This is a genomic window from Eggerthella sp., from assembly GCF_048329335.1.
Lineage (GTDB): Bacteria > Actinomycetota > Coriobacteriia > Coriobacteriales > Eggerthellaceae > Eggerthella > Eggerthella lenta.
On the sequence record NZ_DBFEGU010000386.1, the window covers coordinates 24,519 to 41,144 of the forward strand.

Annotated in this window: 13 protein-coding genes; 5 read left to right on the plus strand and 8 right to left on the minus strand. The window is 63.7% G+C overall.

Annotated features, from left to right (window positions below; all coding sequences use genetic code 11):
- Nucleotides 1-131: 131 nt before the first annotated feature.
- Nucleotides 132-1,148 carry an ornithine carbamoyltransferase gene (argF, locus tag ACMO6A_RS12015; RefSeq protein WP_009609445.1) on the minus strand — a complete coding sequence of 339 codons (1,017 nt, stop codon included), beginning with the start codon at nucleotides 1,146-1,148 and terminating at the stop codon, nucleotides 132-134.
- A 246-nt stretch (nucleotides 1,149-1,394) separates the two neighbouring features.
- Here argF and ACMO6A_RS12020 point away from each other — a divergent pair, with 246 nt between their 5' ends.
- Complete coding sequence (locus ACMO6A_RS12020) at nucleotides 1,395-2,801, plus strand: sodium:solute symporter (RefSeq protein WP_114518148.1); 1,407 nt, start codon at nucleotides 1,395-1,397, stop codon at nucleotides 2,799-2,801.
- Nucleotides 2,802-2,823: 22 nt separating this feature from the next.
- Here the strand turns inward: ACMO6A_RS12020 and ACMO6A_RS12025 are convergent, their stop codons facing one another.
- Nucleotides 2,824-3,981 (minus strand): helix-turn-helix domain-containing protein, encoded by a 1,158-nt coding sequence (locus ACMO6A_RS12025; RefSeq protein WP_035579048.1) that lies wholly within the window; start codon nucleotides 3,979-3,981, stop codon nucleotides 2,824-2,826.
- Between the two features lie 580 nt (nucleotides 3,982-4,561).
- On the opposite strand from ACMO6A_RS12025, the gene ACMO6A_RS12030 reads away from it, so the two are divergent.
- Complete coding sequence (locus tag ACMO6A_RS12030) at nucleotides 4,562-4,690, plus strand: hypothetical protein (protein WP_009609324.1); 129 nt, start codon at nucleotides 4,562-4,564, stop codon at nucleotides 4,688-4,690.
- A gap of 85 nt (nucleotides 4,691-4,775) precedes the next feature.
- Here ACMO6A_RS12030 and ACMO6A_RS12035 read toward each other — a convergent pair whose 3' ends face one another.
- On the minus strand, nucleotides 4,776-6,002 hold the full coding sequence (locus ACMO6A_RS12035; RefSeq protein WP_114518150.1) for an MFS transporter: 1,227 nt from the start codon (nucleotides 6,000-6,002) through the stop codon (nucleotides 4,776-4,778).
- A 143-nt stretch (nucleotides 6,003-6,145) separates the two neighbouring features.
- On the opposite strand from ACMO6A_RS12035, the gene ACMO6A_RS12040 reads away from it, so the two are divergent.
- A complete protein-coding gene (locus ACMO6A_RS12040; protein WP_114518151.1) occupies nucleotides 6,146-7,144 on the plus strand; it encodes a zinc dependent phospholipase C family protein in 999 nt (332 codons plus the stop codon).
- A 7-nt stretch (nucleotides 7,145-7,151) separates the two neighbouring features.
- The gene (locus ACMO6A_RS12045; RefSeq protein WP_009306820.1) at nucleotides 7,152-8,105 is read left to right on the plus strand and encodes a trimeric intracellular cation channel family protein; all 954 of its coding nucleotides are present in this window, start codon (nucleotides 7,152-7,154) and stop codon (nucleotides 8,103-8,105) included.
- Nucleotides 8,106-8,230: 125 nt separating this feature from the next.
- On the opposite strand, the gene ACMO6A_RS12050 is transcribed toward ACMO6A_RS12045, so the two are convergent.
- Nucleotides 8,231-8,860, minus strand: coding sequence for a DUF47 domain-containing protein (locus ACMO6A_RS12050; RefSeq protein ID WP_009306822.1), 630 nt, complete (start codon nucleotides 8,858-8,860; stop codon nucleotides 8,231-8,233).
- A gap of 11 nt (nucleotides 8,861-8,871) precedes the next feature.
- Nucleotides 8,872-9,924: an inorganic phosphate transporter gene (locus ACMO6A_RS12055; RefSeq protein ID WP_015761374.1), complete on the minus strand. Its 1,053-nt coding sequence runs from the start codon at nucleotides 9,922-9,924 to the stop codon at nucleotides 8,872-8,874.
- A 288-nt stretch (nucleotides 9,925-10,212) separates the two neighbouring features.
- Between ACMO6A_RS12055 and ACMO6A_RS12060 the strand changes: the two genes are divergently transcribed.
- The gene (locus ACMO6A_RS12060) at nucleotides 10,213-11,361 is read left to right on the plus strand and encodes a nitrate/nitrite transporter (protein ID WP_009306828.1); all 1,149 of its coding nucleotides are present in this window, start codon (nucleotides 10,213-10,215) and stop codon (nucleotides 11,359-11,361) included.
- A 46-nt stretch (nucleotides 11,362-11,407) separates the two neighbouring features.
- On the opposite strand, the gene ACMO6A_RS12065 is transcribed toward ACMO6A_RS12060, so the two are convergent.
- The 3 genes from ACMO6A_RS12065 to ACMO6A_RS12075 form a co-directional block, all read right to left on the minus strand.
- Nucleotides 11,408-12,064 carry an MBL fold metallo-hydrolase gene (locus tag ACMO6A_RS12065; RefSeq protein ID WP_009306829.1) on the minus strand — a complete coding sequence of 219 codons (657 nt, stop codon included), beginning with the start codon at nucleotides 12,062-12,064 and terminating at the stop codon, nucleotides 11,408-11,410.
- Nucleotides 12,061-14,469 carry a RelA/SpoT family protein gene (locus ACMO6A_RS12070; RefSeq protein WP_009306831.1) on the minus strand — a complete coding sequence of 803 codons (2,409 nt, stop codon included), beginning with the start codon at nucleotides 14,467-14,469 and terminating at the stop codon, nucleotides 12,061-12,063. The genes ACMO6A_RS12065 and ACMO6A_RS12070 overlap by 4 nt, the downstream gene beginning before the upstream one ends.
- Before the next feature lie 21 nt (nucleotides 14,470-14,490).
- Nucleotides 14,491-16,626 (minus strand): helicase-related protein (locus tag ACMO6A_RS12075; RefSeq protein ID WP_418471324.1); only part of this gene is annotated, 2,136 nt, incomplete at its 5' end.

Below are 16,626 nucleotides of genomic sequence, written 5' to 3' on the forward strand. Positions count from 1 at the left end.
ATGCTCCTCTCCTCGACGCTTCCGGCACAGCGGGGCGCAGCTGCCCAAGGGTGCCGCAGAAGCGGCATCCTCGCAGACCGAGCCTGCCGTGCGACCCTGCGCAGAGCCGCACGGCGTACCGGGAAGCGTGTTTAGACGCAGGGGATGTACAGATCGCCCAGGGTGGCCGCCATGATGGCCTTGATGGTGTGCATGCGGTTCTCAGCCTGCTGGAACTGGCGGCCGTGGTCGGAGTAGAACACCTCGTCGGTAACTTCCATCTCCTTCACGCCGAAGCGCTCGGCCATATCGGCGGCGTACTCGGTCTCCGCATTATGGAAGGCCGGCAGGCAGTGCAGGAAGATGTAGTCCGGGTTCTTCACATGGGACAGCAGCTCGGCGTTCACCTGGTAGGGAGACATGAGCTTCACGCGCTCAGCGAACTGAGACTCCTCGCCCATGGCCGCCCACACGTTCGTGTAGATGGCATCGGCGTTTTCAACGGCCTCCACCGGGTCGTTCGTCACCGTGATGGTAGCGCCGCTCTCGGCGGCGAAGGCCCGCGCCACCTCGACGATGGCCGGGTCGGGCTCGAGTTCGGCCGGCGTGGCGTTCACGTAGTTCACGCCCAGGATGGCGCTGGTGATCATGAGGGAGTTCTGCACGTTGTTGCGTCCCTGGCCGCAGTAGGCCAGCGTGAGGCCCTCCAGCGTGCCGAAGTTCTCCTTCATGGTCATGAAGTCGGCCAGCATCTGGGTGGGATGCTCCTTGTCGGTGAGGCCGTTCCACACCGGCACGCCGCTGTACTTCGCCAGATCCTCGACGTGCTCCTGCTTGAAGCCGCGGAACTCGATGCCGTCGAACATGCTGCCCAGCACCAGCGCGGTGTCGCGCACCGTCTCCTTCTTGCCCAGCTGGATGTCGTTCTTGCCCAGATACTCGGGGTGCGCGCCCAGGTCGATGCACGCGGTGGTGAACGCGGCGCGGGTGCGGGTGGACGTCTTCTCGAACAAGAGCGCGATGTTCTTGCCTGCGAGGTAGCGATGCTCGACGCCCCGCTTCTTCAGGTCCTTGAGATGCTCGGCGAACCCGATGAGGTACATCAGCTCGTCTTTCGTGTAGTCCCTCGTGGAGAGGAGGCTGCGTCCCTGGAATACCGACTCGGTCATGTGAAGCTCCTTTCGATGGATGCTCTTGCGCCCTAATCCCCGACGGACGCCGCGCCCGATGGTGCGACCCCTCCTGGCAGGCCAGGTTACGAGAAGCATCATACGCAGCGGCGAGAGGGAGCCCCTCTGGACAGTCGGACAAAACCCGAGTCGCGCGCTTTGTCCGACCGAACAAGGGACGCAGGGCAACGGGAATCTAGGATGAAAGCGCGCAAGCGGGTTCTTCCAACGGAGCGGGGGTCGCAGATGGTTCTATCGCCTATCGACTACGTCATCATCGCGTTGTACTTCATCGTCATCGTGGCCATCGGCTTCATCGCGGCGCGGTTCGCGAAAACGAAGGAAGATTACCTCGTGGCCGGCAGGCGGCTGTCGTTTCCCCTGTTTTTCGGCTGCATGGCCGCGCTCACGCTGGGCGGCGGCTCCACTATCGGCAGCGCCCAGCTGGGCTACGAGTTCGGGCTCGGCGGCATCTGGCTCAACCTGAGCATCGGGCTGGGGCTCGTCGCGGCCGGCTTCCTGGTTACCAGCAAGCTTTCGAAGCTGCGCGCTCTCAGCGTGAACGAGGTGGTGGAGAGCAGCTACGGCCCCATCGCACGCGTGTTCAGCTCGGCGCTCACGCTCATCTACACGCTCACGCTGAGCGTGGTGCAGGTCATCTCCATCGGTACCATCATCAACGGCGTGACGGGCATCGACGCAACACTGTCCATGCTGGTAGGAGGCGGCATCGTCATCCTGTACACGTTCGTGGGAGGCATGTGGTCGGTCACCATGACCGACATCGTGCAGTTCGTGGTGAAAACGGTGGGCATCCTCATCCTGGCCCCCATCTTCTGCATCTCGGCGGCGGGCGGCTGGGACGCGCTCGTCAGCAAGGTGCCCGAGACGTACCTGTCGGTGGGCAGCATGGGCTTCGACAAGAGCTTCGCCTACCTCGTGCTGTACGTGCCAGGGCTCATCATCGGCCAGGACATCTGGCAGCGCATCTTCACCGCGAAGAACGAGAAGGTGTCGAAAACGGGCACCGTCTGCGCGGGCGTGTACAGCGTCTTCTACGCGTTGGCCACCGTCGTCATCGGCATGAGCGTGTTCGTGCTGCTGCCACACCTGGACAACCCTCAGAACGCGTTCGTGGTGGGCGTGTCCACGTTCTTGCCGGTCGGGGTGCGCGGGCTGATCCTGGCGGCGGCGATGGCGGCCACGATGTCGGTGTCGAGCGGCACCATCCTGGCATCGTCCACCATCCTATACAACGACCTGTACCTGCGATTCGTTCGCAAGGGGGCGGCCCGGAGGACGACGCATCTCAAGGAAGTGACCATCACGCGTCTGTTCGCCCTGCTCATCGGCGTGGTGGTGATGGTGTGCTCGCTGTGGATCAACGACGTGCTGGTGGGCATCGACATCTGCTACGGGTACCTGTCGGGCTGCGTGTTCGTGCCGCTGGTGGCCAGTTTCGTGCTCAAGCGGTTCAGCCCGAAAGCGGGGCTGTACGCGCTGGGCGCGAGCACCGTGGCGGTGACGGGCTGCTTCGTCGTCGTGGGAACAGCAAGCTCAGTCCCCATCGTCGCAGGCATGGCGTCGGGGCTCGTAGCGTACGCAGCGGCGAACCTTCTCAGCAAGCAGAAGGTGCCCTCGCCGTTTGAATGAGGCGTGAACCCGTTCCCTTGCCTCACCCCAACTCGGGCAGGAACACCAGGCTGAGCAGGTTGATGAACACCTTGTCGTCCTCATGGGGAATACCCAACACGGCCTTCATCTTGCGCATGCGGTAACGCACGGTGTTCGGATGCTGGTGAAGCTCCTCGGCGATAGCCTTCACGTCGCCGTGCCAGTTCACCAGCGCCTCGGCCGTACGCACGAGCTCGGTGCCGTGCTCGTCGTCATAGCCGGCCAGCATCGAGCGGTACAGCTCGCTCGCGCTCATGAACAGGCGGTCGTAGCGCGCGGCGCTGGCGAATGCCGACAGGTGCAGGCCCGACCAACGCGCCAGCTGCTCGCCGTGGCGCTGCGCACTCGCGGCTGCGGCAAGCGCCTGGCGGATAGCCAGGTCGCCATCGCACAGGTGCACCGCCTCGCTCACGCCGCAGTGCAGGCTGCCTTCCACCGAGGTCACGGCGATGCAGCGGCGCTCGGCGGCCGCCCGCTCCTCATCGCTGGCCGAGCCGTAGGATACGAACGCCAGGATATGATCGCGGTAGCGGCACACGCTGGCCGACTCGACGATCGCGCACCCGTCCCTCACCGTCCCCAGCCCAGAGGACACCGAGTCGAGCATGGCGTAGAACGAGCACGGGTCGCCCGCGCGCAGGGCGAACGCGAAGCACTGCAGCTTCGAGCCCGTCACGCCCACAAGCGCGCTCAGCCTCGTACGCACCCGGTCGCCGTCGTGGGCGGTCAGCAGCTCGTCGAGGGCCTTGCCCTTGTCCAGCTCGTCGCGATCGCGCTGCAGCAGATCGAGCGATTGGTACGCCACCGTCTCGTGGTAAGCGCCGTCGTACAGATAAAGCGGCACCCCGCGCGCCGTGCTTTCCTTGCGCACGGCGTCGCTGATGGGAGGCTCGTAGACGGTTTTGACGGCGATGGCGGCCACGTCGCGGCGCAGCATCGTCAGCAGCGACTTCTCGGCCATGCCAGGGTTGCCGAACGCGAACCCGAGGTTCGTGAGGATGAGTTCGCCCGCCACGTATACACTGTATTCGTTGTAGTCGGGAGGACAGTCGAGGATGCCCACGTTGCGCACCTCGCGCCGCTCCGCTCCCTCGCAGGGAGCGGCGAGCTCCACGTTCTTGAACGCCGGCAATGCGATAATGTCCGCAACGGTAACCAACAGCCCCTCCGTCCCATCGCGCATGAGAAGCGATCTTCCAAGAAGATGCGATACGGTACGCATGATACCGCATCGCGAGGAGCGCGTTCGGACGACCGGCCGCGCTTGACGAGAATTACGCGTGCGAACCGGAAGGCTCCCCCGGCCTCGATCTCGAAGAGGCGACCCTCCAGGAGCTAGGTCATCCTGCCGACGTGGCCGCAAAATGCTTCCCATGACAATTTCGCAAGCGTTTTCGAGCTGCTCGCACCCGCAAACACGGGCGTCACCCACCATAATGCCTGGTCGCAACTTCGCTGATTCGAGAATTCGCCAGTTCGTGACGGCAAACTTTGCCATGGGTGCCGCTTTGCGCCCAGCTCCGCACACAGTCCGCAACCGCCCCGAGCGAGAGGCACCCGAACGGGAATCCTTTCGACAGAGGGCGGAAACGTCGCTTCCCCACGCGACCTCACACCTGCGCTTTGCCGGGAACCCTCGTCTTACGAAGACGTAAGCTGAGTGTAAGCGGCGGTCAAGGTGTCCGTCATGCGCTCACGGTATAGTTGAACCCGTGAACGCACGATACGAGGAGATCGCTATGAGCAAACCGTTGAGCATCGCCTGCAAAGCCGTCGGCGCAACCGTCATCATAGGAGCATTCGTGCTGGTGGCCTGTCTGTTCTCGGAGAGCAGCCGCACCATGTATCCGATCAGCCGCACCCGCTGAGCCCCAACCGGCGACCAGCCGCCCGCGCCGCGGAGGCCGCAAAACCCGCGCGCCACATGCTGCGCGAACCCGCGCGCCGCGCGCTCTACCCCTGCTTTTCAGGCATCCTCCACAGCAGCACGAAGCCCAGCACGAACAGCACGGCGATGGACAGCACGCCCAACGACGAGTTGCCCGACAGCTGGGTGAAGAAGCTGACCAGGAACGTGCCCATGACGGCAGCGTACTTGCCGAAGATGTCGAAGAAGCCGTAGTACTCGTTGGCGTGCTCCTTCGGAATGAGCTTGCCGAACTCGCTGCGCGACAGCGCTTGGATGCCGCCCTGGAACAACCCCACGCAGATGGCCAGCATCCAGAACTCCGCGGCCTCGCGCAGGAAGAACGCCGCGAACAGCGTGATGCAGAAGTACGCGCCGATAGCTACCAGCAGCATGCGCTTCGCGCCGAATCTTGTGGACAGGCGCCCGTAGGCGATGGCCGACGGGAACGCCACGAACTGCGTCACCAACAGCGCCAAAACCAGCTGCGTCGCATCGATGCCGAGGTCGGTGCCGTAGCTTGTGGACATCTTTATAATGGTGTGCACGCCGTCGATGTAGCAGAAGAACGCTAGCATGAAGTAGCGCAGGCGACGATCCTTCCAAATACGTTTCAGCGTGCGGAAGAGGCCGGCGAACGTGTCGCGGATCAAGCGAGGAGCACGTTCCTTGTAGTGCGTCTGATGCACATCGCGGATAAGGGGCACGCTGAACGCCACCCACCAAACGGCCGTGATCAGAAACGCGATCTTCATCCCGATGTCCATAGGGATGCCCACGCTGGGCCCTGCCAGCACCACGATCAGGCACAGGATGAACGGCACGCACGAGCCGATATAGCCCCAGGCGTAACCCTGCGATGACACCTCGTCATAGCACTCGTCGGTGGTGGCGTCCACGAGGAACGCATCGTAGAACACCATCGAGCCGTTCAGCATGATGGACGCGACGACGTAGATCACGAGGAAAGCCAGCGCAGCCGACGGGATGCCCAGCGCCGCCAAGGCGATGGCGCCCGTACCCACAGTTCCGATGAAGAACTTCTTCTTATTGCCCTTGAGGTCGGCCAGGCTGCCCAGAACCGGCATGAGCAGCGCCAGCAGAAGCGACGCCACCGTCTCGGCATAGCCCCACGCCACCACAACCGACGAACCCGGTTCGGCTAGCGTCTTGAAATACACGGGGATCAGCGCCGTCGCAAGCAGCACGAAGGCCGAATTGCCCACATCGTAGAGGATCCAGCTTTTCTCCTGCTTGGTCAGCTTGCCTGCCATGGCCTTGCCTCTCGTCTCGTTTGCGTCAACTTGGGATTCCTTCTTCACAAGTGCGAAACCGAAGGTTAACAAGTCCCCGCTCATTGTATATGATAGCGCGTAGCGTCACCGGTAAAATTCAAGTCAGAACGGAGCGTCACCCCATGCCCGCACTCATCACCCACGACTTCTTCGGGCGCGACGTCTACGACCGCCTGTACACCTTCATAGGCGGCTCGCGCGACGAAGCCGACGCCTTCCTGTTGGGCAACCAAGGCCCCGACCCTCTGTTTTACCTGGTGCTCAGTCCGCAGTTGCGCGCGCACAACCGACTGGGCTCGACTATGCACAATAAAAAGCCCAGCGAGCTTCTAACCGCGCTCAAAAACTCCCTCGGCATCCTCAACAGCGCCGAGCGTGAAGTAGGTCGCGCCTATGCGTTGGGTTTCCTCTGCCACTACACGCTGGACTCCACGATGCACCCGTTCGTGTACTTCCACGAGTACCGGTTGTGCGACGCCGGCGTTCCAGGCCTGACGCGCGCCGACGGAAGCGAAGTGCACGGGACGATCGAGAGCGAACTGGACGAACTGGTTCTGTTTGAGAAGCGCGGCGAGACCATCGCCACGTTCAACCCCTCCGCCGAAATCCTCAACGCCAGCAACTTCACGCTGCACGTCATCTCGAAGATGTACGCCTACGTCGCCCTCACCGTGTACGGCGAGATCGTCCCCGCCGACCTGTTCGAGACGGCCGTGAAGGACTTCCGCGTGGCGCAGCGCGTGTTCTACTCGCCCTCCGGCCGCAAGCGCGCCCTCTTCGGTCGCGTCGAGGAGCTGCTGCGCCCCTTCTCGTTCTACAAGTCGATGAGCCACCGCCCCGTCGCGCTTACCGAAAGCCAGTTCGACAACCGTGCCCGCGAGGCGTGGGAGAACCCGTTCACGGGAGACATGAGCACCGCAAGCTTCTGGGATCTCTTCGACGAGGCGCTGGGAAAAGCGCAAGACAACCTGTTCGCATTCGACGAGGACGGATTCGATCTCGCAGCAGCGCGCGCCATCACCAACGAGCGAGACTTCTCGGGCGAACCCGTTGTGGCGCTCGTGGTGTCGGTCGAGGACGGCGCTGCCGACGCGCAGCCGCAGCCCGCCGACGAAGCGTAAGCGCCCCATGCTGGACGTCGCCCTCACCATCCCCTTCTGGCTGGAGCTTGCCGCTGCGCTGACCGGCGGTTTGTCCGGCGCCATGAGCGCAGTGCGCGCACGCTACGATATATTCGGCGTGGCGTGCATCGCCATTATCACCGGTTTGGCCGGCGGCATCATGCGCGACATCCTGCTGCAGAACTACGGTATCTACGCGTTCCAGAAGCCTACGCTGATCATCGCCTGCGCCATCGCGGGCGTGGTGGTGTTCTACTTCGGTAAGCTGGCCACCTATCTCGACCCCATCGTCGACTTGTTGGACAACCTGTCGGTAGCCCTGTGGGCCGTGATCAGCGTGAGCAAGAGCCTGTCGGCGGGGCTCGACATCATCCCGTCCATCATCCTGGGCACCATCACCGCCGTGGGCGGCGGCATCCTGCGCGACATCTGCATGAACCGCGAGCCCGAGGCGTTCCAGGCCGGCGCACTGTACGGCAGCGCCGCGCTGGTGGGCTGCATCGTGTACGCGTTGATGAGCCAGAACCACATCCTGGACAACTACGCCGCGCTGTCCTGCGTGGTGCTGGTGCTGGGGCTGCGCTACGCGTCGCTGTTCTTCGGCTGGCGCACGAAGCCGCCGCGCGACTACTCCGACGTGGTGACCCGCGCGGTATCGAAGCCGGTACGCTCGGTGGCGAATCGCGTGCGGCCGCCCAAGGGCAAGGTGGAGCGCGACAAGGAGCGGCACGGTTACGAGAAGCTGCGTGCGTTCTGGGCGCGCATGAACGGCGAGTACGTGGCCGAGCGCAGCAAGGACGACAAGCTTGCCGCATCCGACTCGCAAGCGGCCAGATCGTCGGCCGGCACCGCCGCAGCCAGCGACCCCAGCGACCGCATCATCGTGGACCGCGAGGAGCTCCACCGCATCATGGGCGGCGAGGAAGAGAAACCTCGCGACCCCTTCGAGCCAAGAAGCTAAAACCAAGCCACCGTGTCCAGCGCGTGTCAAAGGGACGGGGGATCTGACACGCTCGCGACACCGCGCCTCGCAAAACGGGAAAAAGCGTGTCAAATCCCCCGTCCCTTTGACACGCTTTCCTTCGGTTACACGTTCTTCAGCAGGATGGAGTTCATCGTGTCGGCGGCGTGCTCGCACGAGTCGCAGCACTTCTCCATACGGTCGAATATCTGCGACCACACCAGCACGCGCATGGGGTTCTCGCGGTCGTGCGTATGCAGTTTGCGAATGACCGTCATGTACAGCTGATCGGCCTCTTCCTCGTAATCGTTCACGTCGATGATGAGCTGCTTGAACATCTTGGACTTCTTGAAATTGCGAAAATCCTCCATGGCCTTGTCCAGCGCCACGCAGCTCTTCTTGATGAGGTGCGCGAACTCCAGCGCATCATGATGGATGAAATGCACGTCGTACATGTAGAAGCGTTGCATGACGTCTTCGATGTAGTCGATGATGTTGTCGAGGTACTGGGACATGTTGATGATGTCCTCGCGCTCGATAGGCGTGATGAAATCGGTAGCAACCGTCTTGAAGATGGCGTGGTTGATCTCGTCGCCCTTGTGCTCCAGCTCGTGCGCGCGCTCCATGACCTCTTTGAGATGCTCCGCCTCGGTGAAGCTTTCGATGGCCTCGATCAGCAGCTCGGCTTCCTGAACGGCAACTTCCGTCTGTTTCTCGAACGCATCGAAATAATCGAACTTGTCCCTCTTGCCCACAGGGTCCTCCTTTACGAGAACATTAAGAACAGGTGGGCGAACGCGAATCCGAGCAGACCGCACCCCGGAAACGTCAGCACCCACGTTTTCACCATATCGATTGCAATTCCCCACTTCACCGCGCTTTTCCGCTTCGCTGCGCCCACGCCCATGATGGCGGTCGTATTCGTGTGCGTCGTGGAAACCGGCAAGCCGGCGAAGGTGGAGAGCATAAGGCAGAAAAACGTTGCCACGCTGGCGGCGAATCCTTGGAACGGCTCGAGCTTCACCATATCCAGGCCGACGCTTTTTATGATGCGCTCGCCGCCGACGGCGGTGCCCAACCCCATGTTGAGCGCGCAGAAGAACATGAGCCAGATGGGCAGGATCATTTGATCGGCCTGCCCCACGCCCGTGGCCAACGTGATGGCCAGCACGAAGATGCTCATGAATTTCTGGCCGTCCTGCGCGCCGTGCATGAACGCCACGCCCGCGCCCGAGGCCACCTGAGCCCAACGGAAGAAGCGCGAAGTCTTCTTGCGATCCATGTTGCGGCAGACGCGTCCAAGCGCTTTGGAGTTCAGCCAACCCAGAAAGAAGCCCAGCAGCGTGGACAAAAGAATGCCGTACACCACCTTGATCCACTCCGCGCCGTTGATGGCGTCGAAGCTGCCCTGCAGCGCGATGGCCGCGCCCGTGAGGCCGGCGATCAGCGAATGGCTTTGGCTGGTGGGAATGCCGAAATACCAGGCCACGGTGCCCCACACGATGATGGCCACCATGGCGGCCATGAGAGCGATGAGCGACTGCTGGGAGTCGCCTCCGAAATCGACCATATTGAATATGGTATGCGCAACGGCGGCGGTAAACAGAGAAACCACCAGCAGCCCCAGGAAGTTGCAGACAGCCGCCATGACGATGGCGGGCTTCGGCTTCATAGCCCTTGTCGATACGACGGTTGCGATCGCGTTCGGAGCGTCCGTCGCCCCATTCACGACGATGACGCCGATGTTGAGCAGGGTCACAACCACGAGGATCGGGTTGGACGCGAGCCCAGCGATGAACGAAGCCCACTCTATGGTCACGAAATCCCTCTCGACAACAACAGCAAAAAGGTTCAGCATTCCCCAGTTTAACGTAAATCTAACAAAGCGAAAGGGGCTCTTTTCTCTTTTCACGTTGGATTACGGGCGAAACGGCAAAATACAGGTAAAGTCACGCCCCGGCACCGCCTACGGGTAAAACCCCTGCAATCGGTAGGAGTTAACCCCCGCTCTATCGATACGTGATAAAGTAACCGTTACGCAAGAAGAGGTTTCCGCGTCGCCGCGTCGCAAGCACGGCTCGACGACGCCTGGGGGGAGGAAATCGAAATGAGAAGGCGCTTCCAGCTGCCCTTGCAGACCGCGGATCTGATCGCCGGATTCATGGTGTGGGTCATCCTGTCGTCGCTGCTTCCGTACATCAAGCAGGACGTCTATATCCCTCCCGACCAGATAGCCCTCGTCACCGCCATTCCCGTGGTGCTGGGATCGGTGCTGCGCGTACCCTTCGGCTACTGTGCCAACCTGTTCGGCGCGCGCGCCGTGTTCCTGACCAGCTTCATCGTGCTCGTGGTGCCCGTATGGTTTTTGAGCGAGGCCACCACGTATCAGGGATTGCTCATAGGCGGGACGTTTCTGGGCATCGCCGGCGCAGTGTTCTCGGTGGGCGTCACCTCACTGCCGAAGTACTACCCGAAGGAGCGCCACGGCTTCGTGAACGGGGTATACGGCTTCGGCAACATGGGAACGGCGCTGACCACCTGGTTGGCGCCCGTGGCCGCGGTTGCCTTCGGTTGGCGCATGGCCGTCAAGCTGTACCTCGTGCTGCTGGCGGCGTTCATCGTGCTGAACTTCGTGCTGGGCGATCGCGACGAACCGCGTGTGAAGACGCCGGTCATGGAGCAGCTGCGCGCCGTCTGGAGCGACGCGCGCCTGTGGTTCCTGTCGCTGTTCTACTTCGTGACATTCGGCGCTTTCGTAGCCTTGACCGTGTACCTGCCGAACTTTCTCACGTCGCACTACGGGATGGACGGCGTGTCGGCAGGCGTGGCCACCTCGGTGTTTATCGTGGCGGCGGCCGCCATCCGCGTGCTGGGCGGCTGGCTGGGCGACCGGTTCGACTGTTATCGGCTGCTGGCCCTCGTGTTCGCAGGCCTCGCCGCAGGCGCCGCGGTGCTGGCCACGGCACCGGGGCTGCCCGTGTACCTGGCGGGCATCTATCTGGTCAGCATCGCATGCGGCATCGGCAACGGCGTGGTGTTCAAGTTGGTGCCTGCGTACTTCACGAAGCAAGCCGGGATTGCCAACGGCATCGTGGCCATGATGGGCGGCCTGGGCGGCTTCTTTCCGCCGCTCGTGCTGTCGGCATCGACGCTGCTGTTCAGCACGAGCGTCCCCGGATTTGCCGCCTTCGGCGCCTTCGCCCTCGCCTGCCTGGCGATTTCGCTGGTCATGAGGAGGAAGACTCGGTCATCCTGAGGGCACGGAGCGCGCAATCCGTCTCCTGAGCGTAAGCCGCGACCCCCTACGCGTAGTAAGCGAACACCCTTTTGCGTTCGTTGCCGATCTTGGTGGTGCTGTTGTGGCCGGGCAGGACCACCGTCTCGTCGGGCAGCACGGCCAGGCGCTTCAGCGAGCGGCGCATAGCGTTCATGTCGCCTCCCTGGAAATCCGTACGGCCAATGGAGCCGCAGAACAGCGTGTCGCCCGAAATCAGCACCGGCGCGCCTTCAGGGTTCGTGCCGAAGCGCGGGTCGATGAACAGGCAGATACCGCCCTCGGTGTGACCCGGCGTCAGGATCACCTTCCACGGCATGTCGCCGATCTTGAGAATGTCGCCGTCGTTCACTACATGATCCACCGGGCACGGCGTGAAGCGCATGTCGTCGCGCGGCAGCTTCTTCTCGCCCGAAATGATGGGCGCGTCGATGGCCGAGGCGATGACCGTGGCGCCGGTCTTGTCGCGCAGCTCCTTCGCAGCGCCCACGTGGTCCGAATGGCGATGCGTGAGGATGATGGCGTCGACCGAGCCCCCCGCCGCCTTGATGATCTCGTCGGGCTTGCACGTGGGATCCACCACGATGGTGGCCTTGCCGTCGGAAATGATGTACACGTTGTTCTCCAGCATGCCGAGCACGAGGTACTCGACGGGCACGCACGTGCCCTTCACCTTATTGGTCATGCGTCGCTCCTAGTCTTTTTCTTGCCGCCGCCGGCCTTGGGAACCATGCGGCGCGCGTCGAACACTCCTTCGATGCCGCGCAGTTTGCTCAGTACGATATCGATATGGTTGATATCGGACACCTGGAACAAAAACCGCATCTCCACCATGCCGTCGCGATGCGACGTGGTGGAGCTGGACAGCACGTTCGCCCCTTGCTCCGACAGGATGATGGCCACGTCGCGCAGCAGGTTCATGCGGTCGAGCGCGTCCAAGAACACCTCCACCTTGAACGACGTGTTCTTCGGCAGATCGTTCTCCCAGGCCACCTCGATGATACGCTCGGGGGTTTGCTTGAGATCCTGAGCGTTCGGGCAGTCGGCGCGGTGCACCGACACGCCGCGGCCGCGCGTCACGAAGCCGAGAATCTCGTCGCCCGGCACCGGGTTGCAGCACCGCGACAGGCGCACCAGCACGTCGTCCACGCCCTTCACCACCACGCCGTTCGACGTGTGCGCCTCGTGCTTCTTCGGCGCCTTCACGCTGGTCAGCATCGGCGGCATCTTGCCGGTGGACATGTCGCCTGCCACGTAGTCCATGGCGGTCTCGGCCTCGTGGCCCTTGTCCACGAGGATCTTCAGCAGACGGTTCGCCACGTGCTGGGCGCTTTCCTTGCCGGTGCCGATGTGCACGAGCATGTCGTCGGCGTCCTTGTAGCCCATGTGGTCGGCCACCGACTTGAGGGCGCGCATCGACTGGGCGCTGGATATGCCCAGACCGTGCTTGCGCATCTCGCGGGTCAGCTTGTCGCGGCCGAATTGCAAATCGTCGCTGCGGCTGACCTTGCTGAAGTACGAGCGGATCTTGCTGCGCGCGCTGGGCGTTTTCACGATGCCCAGCCAGTCGCGCGAAGGGCTGGCGCTTTTCTGCGTGAGGATGTCCACGCGGTCGCCCAGCTGCAGCTCGTAGGTCAGCGGCACGATGGCGCCGTTCACCTTCGCGCCCACGCAGTGGTTGCCCACCTCGGTGTGGATGGCGTAGGCGAAATCGACCGGCGTCGAACCAGCGCGCAGGCTCATGACCTCGCCTTTCGGCGTGAACACGAACACCTCGGTGGGCGCGAGATCCACTTTCAGGTCCTTCAGGAACTCGCGCGAATCCTGCGACTCGTCCTGCCAGTCCACCATCTGGCGCAGCCACGCCAGCTGCTGGTCCAGCGCGTCGCCGCTCTTGCCGCCCTTCTCCTTGTAGCGCCAGTGCGCCGCCACGCCGTACTCGCTTTGCCGGTGCATGTCTTCGGTGCGGATCTGGACCTCCAGCGGACGGCCCGCCGGCCCGATGACCGTGGTGTGCAGGCTCTGGTACATGTTGAACTTCGGCATGGCGATGTAATCTTTGAAACGGCCGGGCATCGGATGCCACAGCGTGTGCACCGCGCCCAGAGCCGAGTAGCAGTCCTTCACCGACTTCACGATAACGCGCACGGCGATGAGGTCGTATATCTCCGAAAAGCCCTTGCCCTTCTTCGTCATCTTCTGGTAGATGGAGTAGAGGTGCTTCGGGCGGCCCATGATCTGCGCCTGGATGTTCACCTTTTCCATCTCGTCGTGCAAGATGGAGATGATCTGGTCGAGATAGCCCTCGCGCTCAGAGCGGCTTTCAGTCACCATGCGGCTGATCTGCTTGAACTTGTTCGGTTCCAGATAGTAGAACGACAGGTCCTCGAGCTCCCACTTGATGTTGTTGATGCCGAGACGGTGCGCGATGGGCGCGTAAATCTCCAGCGTCTCGCGCGCCTTGAAGATGCGGCGGTCTTCACGCAGCGCGCCCAGCGTGCGCATGTTGTGCAGGCGGTCGGCCAGCTTGATGACGATGACGCGGATGTCCTTGCTCATGGCTACGAACATCTTGCGGATGGTGGCGGCCTGCTCGTCGGTGAGGCTTTCCACCTCGATGCGCGTGATCTTCGTCACGCCCTCCACCAGCTGTGCCACCTGGGGATTGAACTCCGCTTCCACCTGGTCGCGCGTCACGCTGGTGTCCTCCACGGTGTCGTGCAGCAGCGCTGCACACAGCGTTTCCACGTCCATGCGCAAGTCGGCCAGGATGATGGCCACCTCCACGGGATGTGCCACGAACGGCTCGCCGCTTTTGCGGCACTGGCCCTCGTGCGCCTCGCTTGCGAATCGGAAGGCCTTCGCCAGCATGGCCTCGTCGTCCTCGGACAGGTACACCGAGGTCAGGCGCTGCAGCTCGGCGAATCGCTCCTCGGGAGTCTTCGGCGCGAGGGCGTCCTTCTTGGCTTCGGGCGCGAACGATTTCTCGGCCACGTGCGGCCGGCCCAGCAGGTTGTCCTCCACGGTCTGCTTGTTCGACGTCGCCTCGGGCGCGCCGCCCAGCAGCTCCTCATGGTTGCTCTTGCCCATTTTGGTCGTCCTCCCTATGCCCTAGCGCTCGCGCGCGTCGCCTGCCGCGTCACCCGGCAAAATGGGCCGCGACACGCGTATATGGAGGGTAGCAGAATCGCTCTTCATCGCCCAGTCCCGGAACGCGTGGAACACCTCGCGCTCCCCCAAACCTTCACGGTAGCGTACGCTGTCCGTCAACTCCACCTTGTCCTGCGTCTCCACCACGTGGATGGAGCGCGCCATGCCGTCGGCGCCGAACGCGGTGTGCGTCTCGATAAGCCCGAGCTCGCGAAACACCGCCACGCCGCACGCTGCCGAGGCGGGGCTGATAGGGAATGCATCGGTGCTGGCCGCCGCGGCCAGATCGGCGTTGCCCATGGTGAAGAAGCACTCGCCCATCTCTCGCTGCAGACTGCGCAGGCGGCGGTACACCTGGGCCAGGCAGTCGTGGTCGGGCGTCATGTCGCGCAGGATGCGCTCGTTGAGCGAGCAGTCGCCGCGGTTGAACAGTAGGTGGATGCCCGCGGGCTTGCCGTCGCGGCCCGCCCGGCCGCTCATCTGGTTGAACTCGATCTCGTTGAACGGCAGGTGGTACAGCACCACGTGGCGGATGTTGGGGATGTCCACGCCCTCGCCGAAAGCGGACGTGGCCACCAGCACCGACAGCGCGTCGGTGCGGAACAGCTCTTCGATGCGCTTGCGCTCGGCGCGTGCGAGGCCCGCGTTGTAGAAGCCGATGAGCGGCGCCAGCTGGGGCACCCGCTTGCGCAGAGCGCGCGCCACGGCAACCGACTGCTCGCGCGAGTTCACGTAGATGACCGTCTTGCCGCCCGACGCGATGAGATTCGCCAGGTAGTCGTCGCGGTTCTTGAGGTTGCGCTGGTCGTCCACCTCGAGGTTGGGACGCGAAGCCGGGTCGTACACGCAGGCGTCCACCGGCAGCTCGCGCTTGATGGCGGCCGCCACCTCGTCGTCGGCCGTGGCCGTAAGCGCCAGCACCGCGGGAGCCTCGCCGCCGGGCCCAGCCAGCTTCGCAATGGCGGCGCCGATGGTGGCGTAGGCCACGCGCTGGCCCGCCTTCGCCAGGCCGATATGGTGCGCCTCGTCCACCACGACGAAGCGCACGCGGCCCGCGGCCGCGAACTCGTCAGCGTGCCACGCAAGGAACTCGGGCGTGGTCAGCACGATGTCGTAGGTGCCGTCGGCCAGGCCCGCGAAGCCCTGGCGGCGCTCGTCGGGCGTGCTCTCGCCCGTCAGCGTGATCACGCCGATACCGAACGCGTCCAGCGCCTCGCGCAGGTGGAACGCCTGATCGGCGATCAGCGCGCGCAGCGGGTACACGAACAGGCTGGCCTCGTGGTTCGCCAGCGCGCGCGTGGCGGCGTGCACCTGGAAGGTCAGCGATTTGCCGCGCCCCGTGGCCATGATGCCCAGCGTGGAGCGCCCGGCGCGCAGATGCGCGAGGATCTCGCGCTGCGCGTCGTGCAGCGGCTTGTCGCCGATGATGGCGCGCACGACGGCCTGCTCGAGCGCCGCGGGGTCTTCCGCGGCCTTGCGCTCCCAGCAGGCGCGGTTCGCCGCGCGGGCCGCCTCGTAGGCCTCCACGTCCTCGGGGCGATGCGGCGCGTTCGCGCACAGCTCGGCGTCGCTCGTGGCGTACAGGTCGGCCACGAAGCTGAGGTTCTCGGGGTTGAGGCAGGCCTCCAGGGCGCCGCAGGTGCGCGCGGGAGCCAGCGACTGCAGCATGGCCTTCACCGACTTGCGGCCGCGCCATTCGTCGATCTGCACCTCGAACGCGGCGTTCACCACGCTGTCGGTGCGCATGAGCGATTCGATGTCCGAGCAGTGGAACATGATGCCCGACACCGTGGCGCGCCCGTCGGACAGCGAGCACGAGAAGTGGTTCTTCTCGGCGCCCACCGCGCGGCAGTTCGCCAGCATCACGTCGCGCGCCAGGTACACGGGCACGGGATGCTCCTGGCCGAACGGCGCCAGCTTGTCCAGTTGCGCCACGTTGTCCAGCGTCAGCTCATCGAGGCTGACGCACGAGTCGATTTCCACGAGCGGATGGAACGCGCCCTCGGGCAGCGCGTCCATGTAGGCGCACAGGCGCCGTGCGCCTACATGGACGCGCTGCCCGAGGGCGCGTTCCATCCGCTCGTGGAAATCGACTCG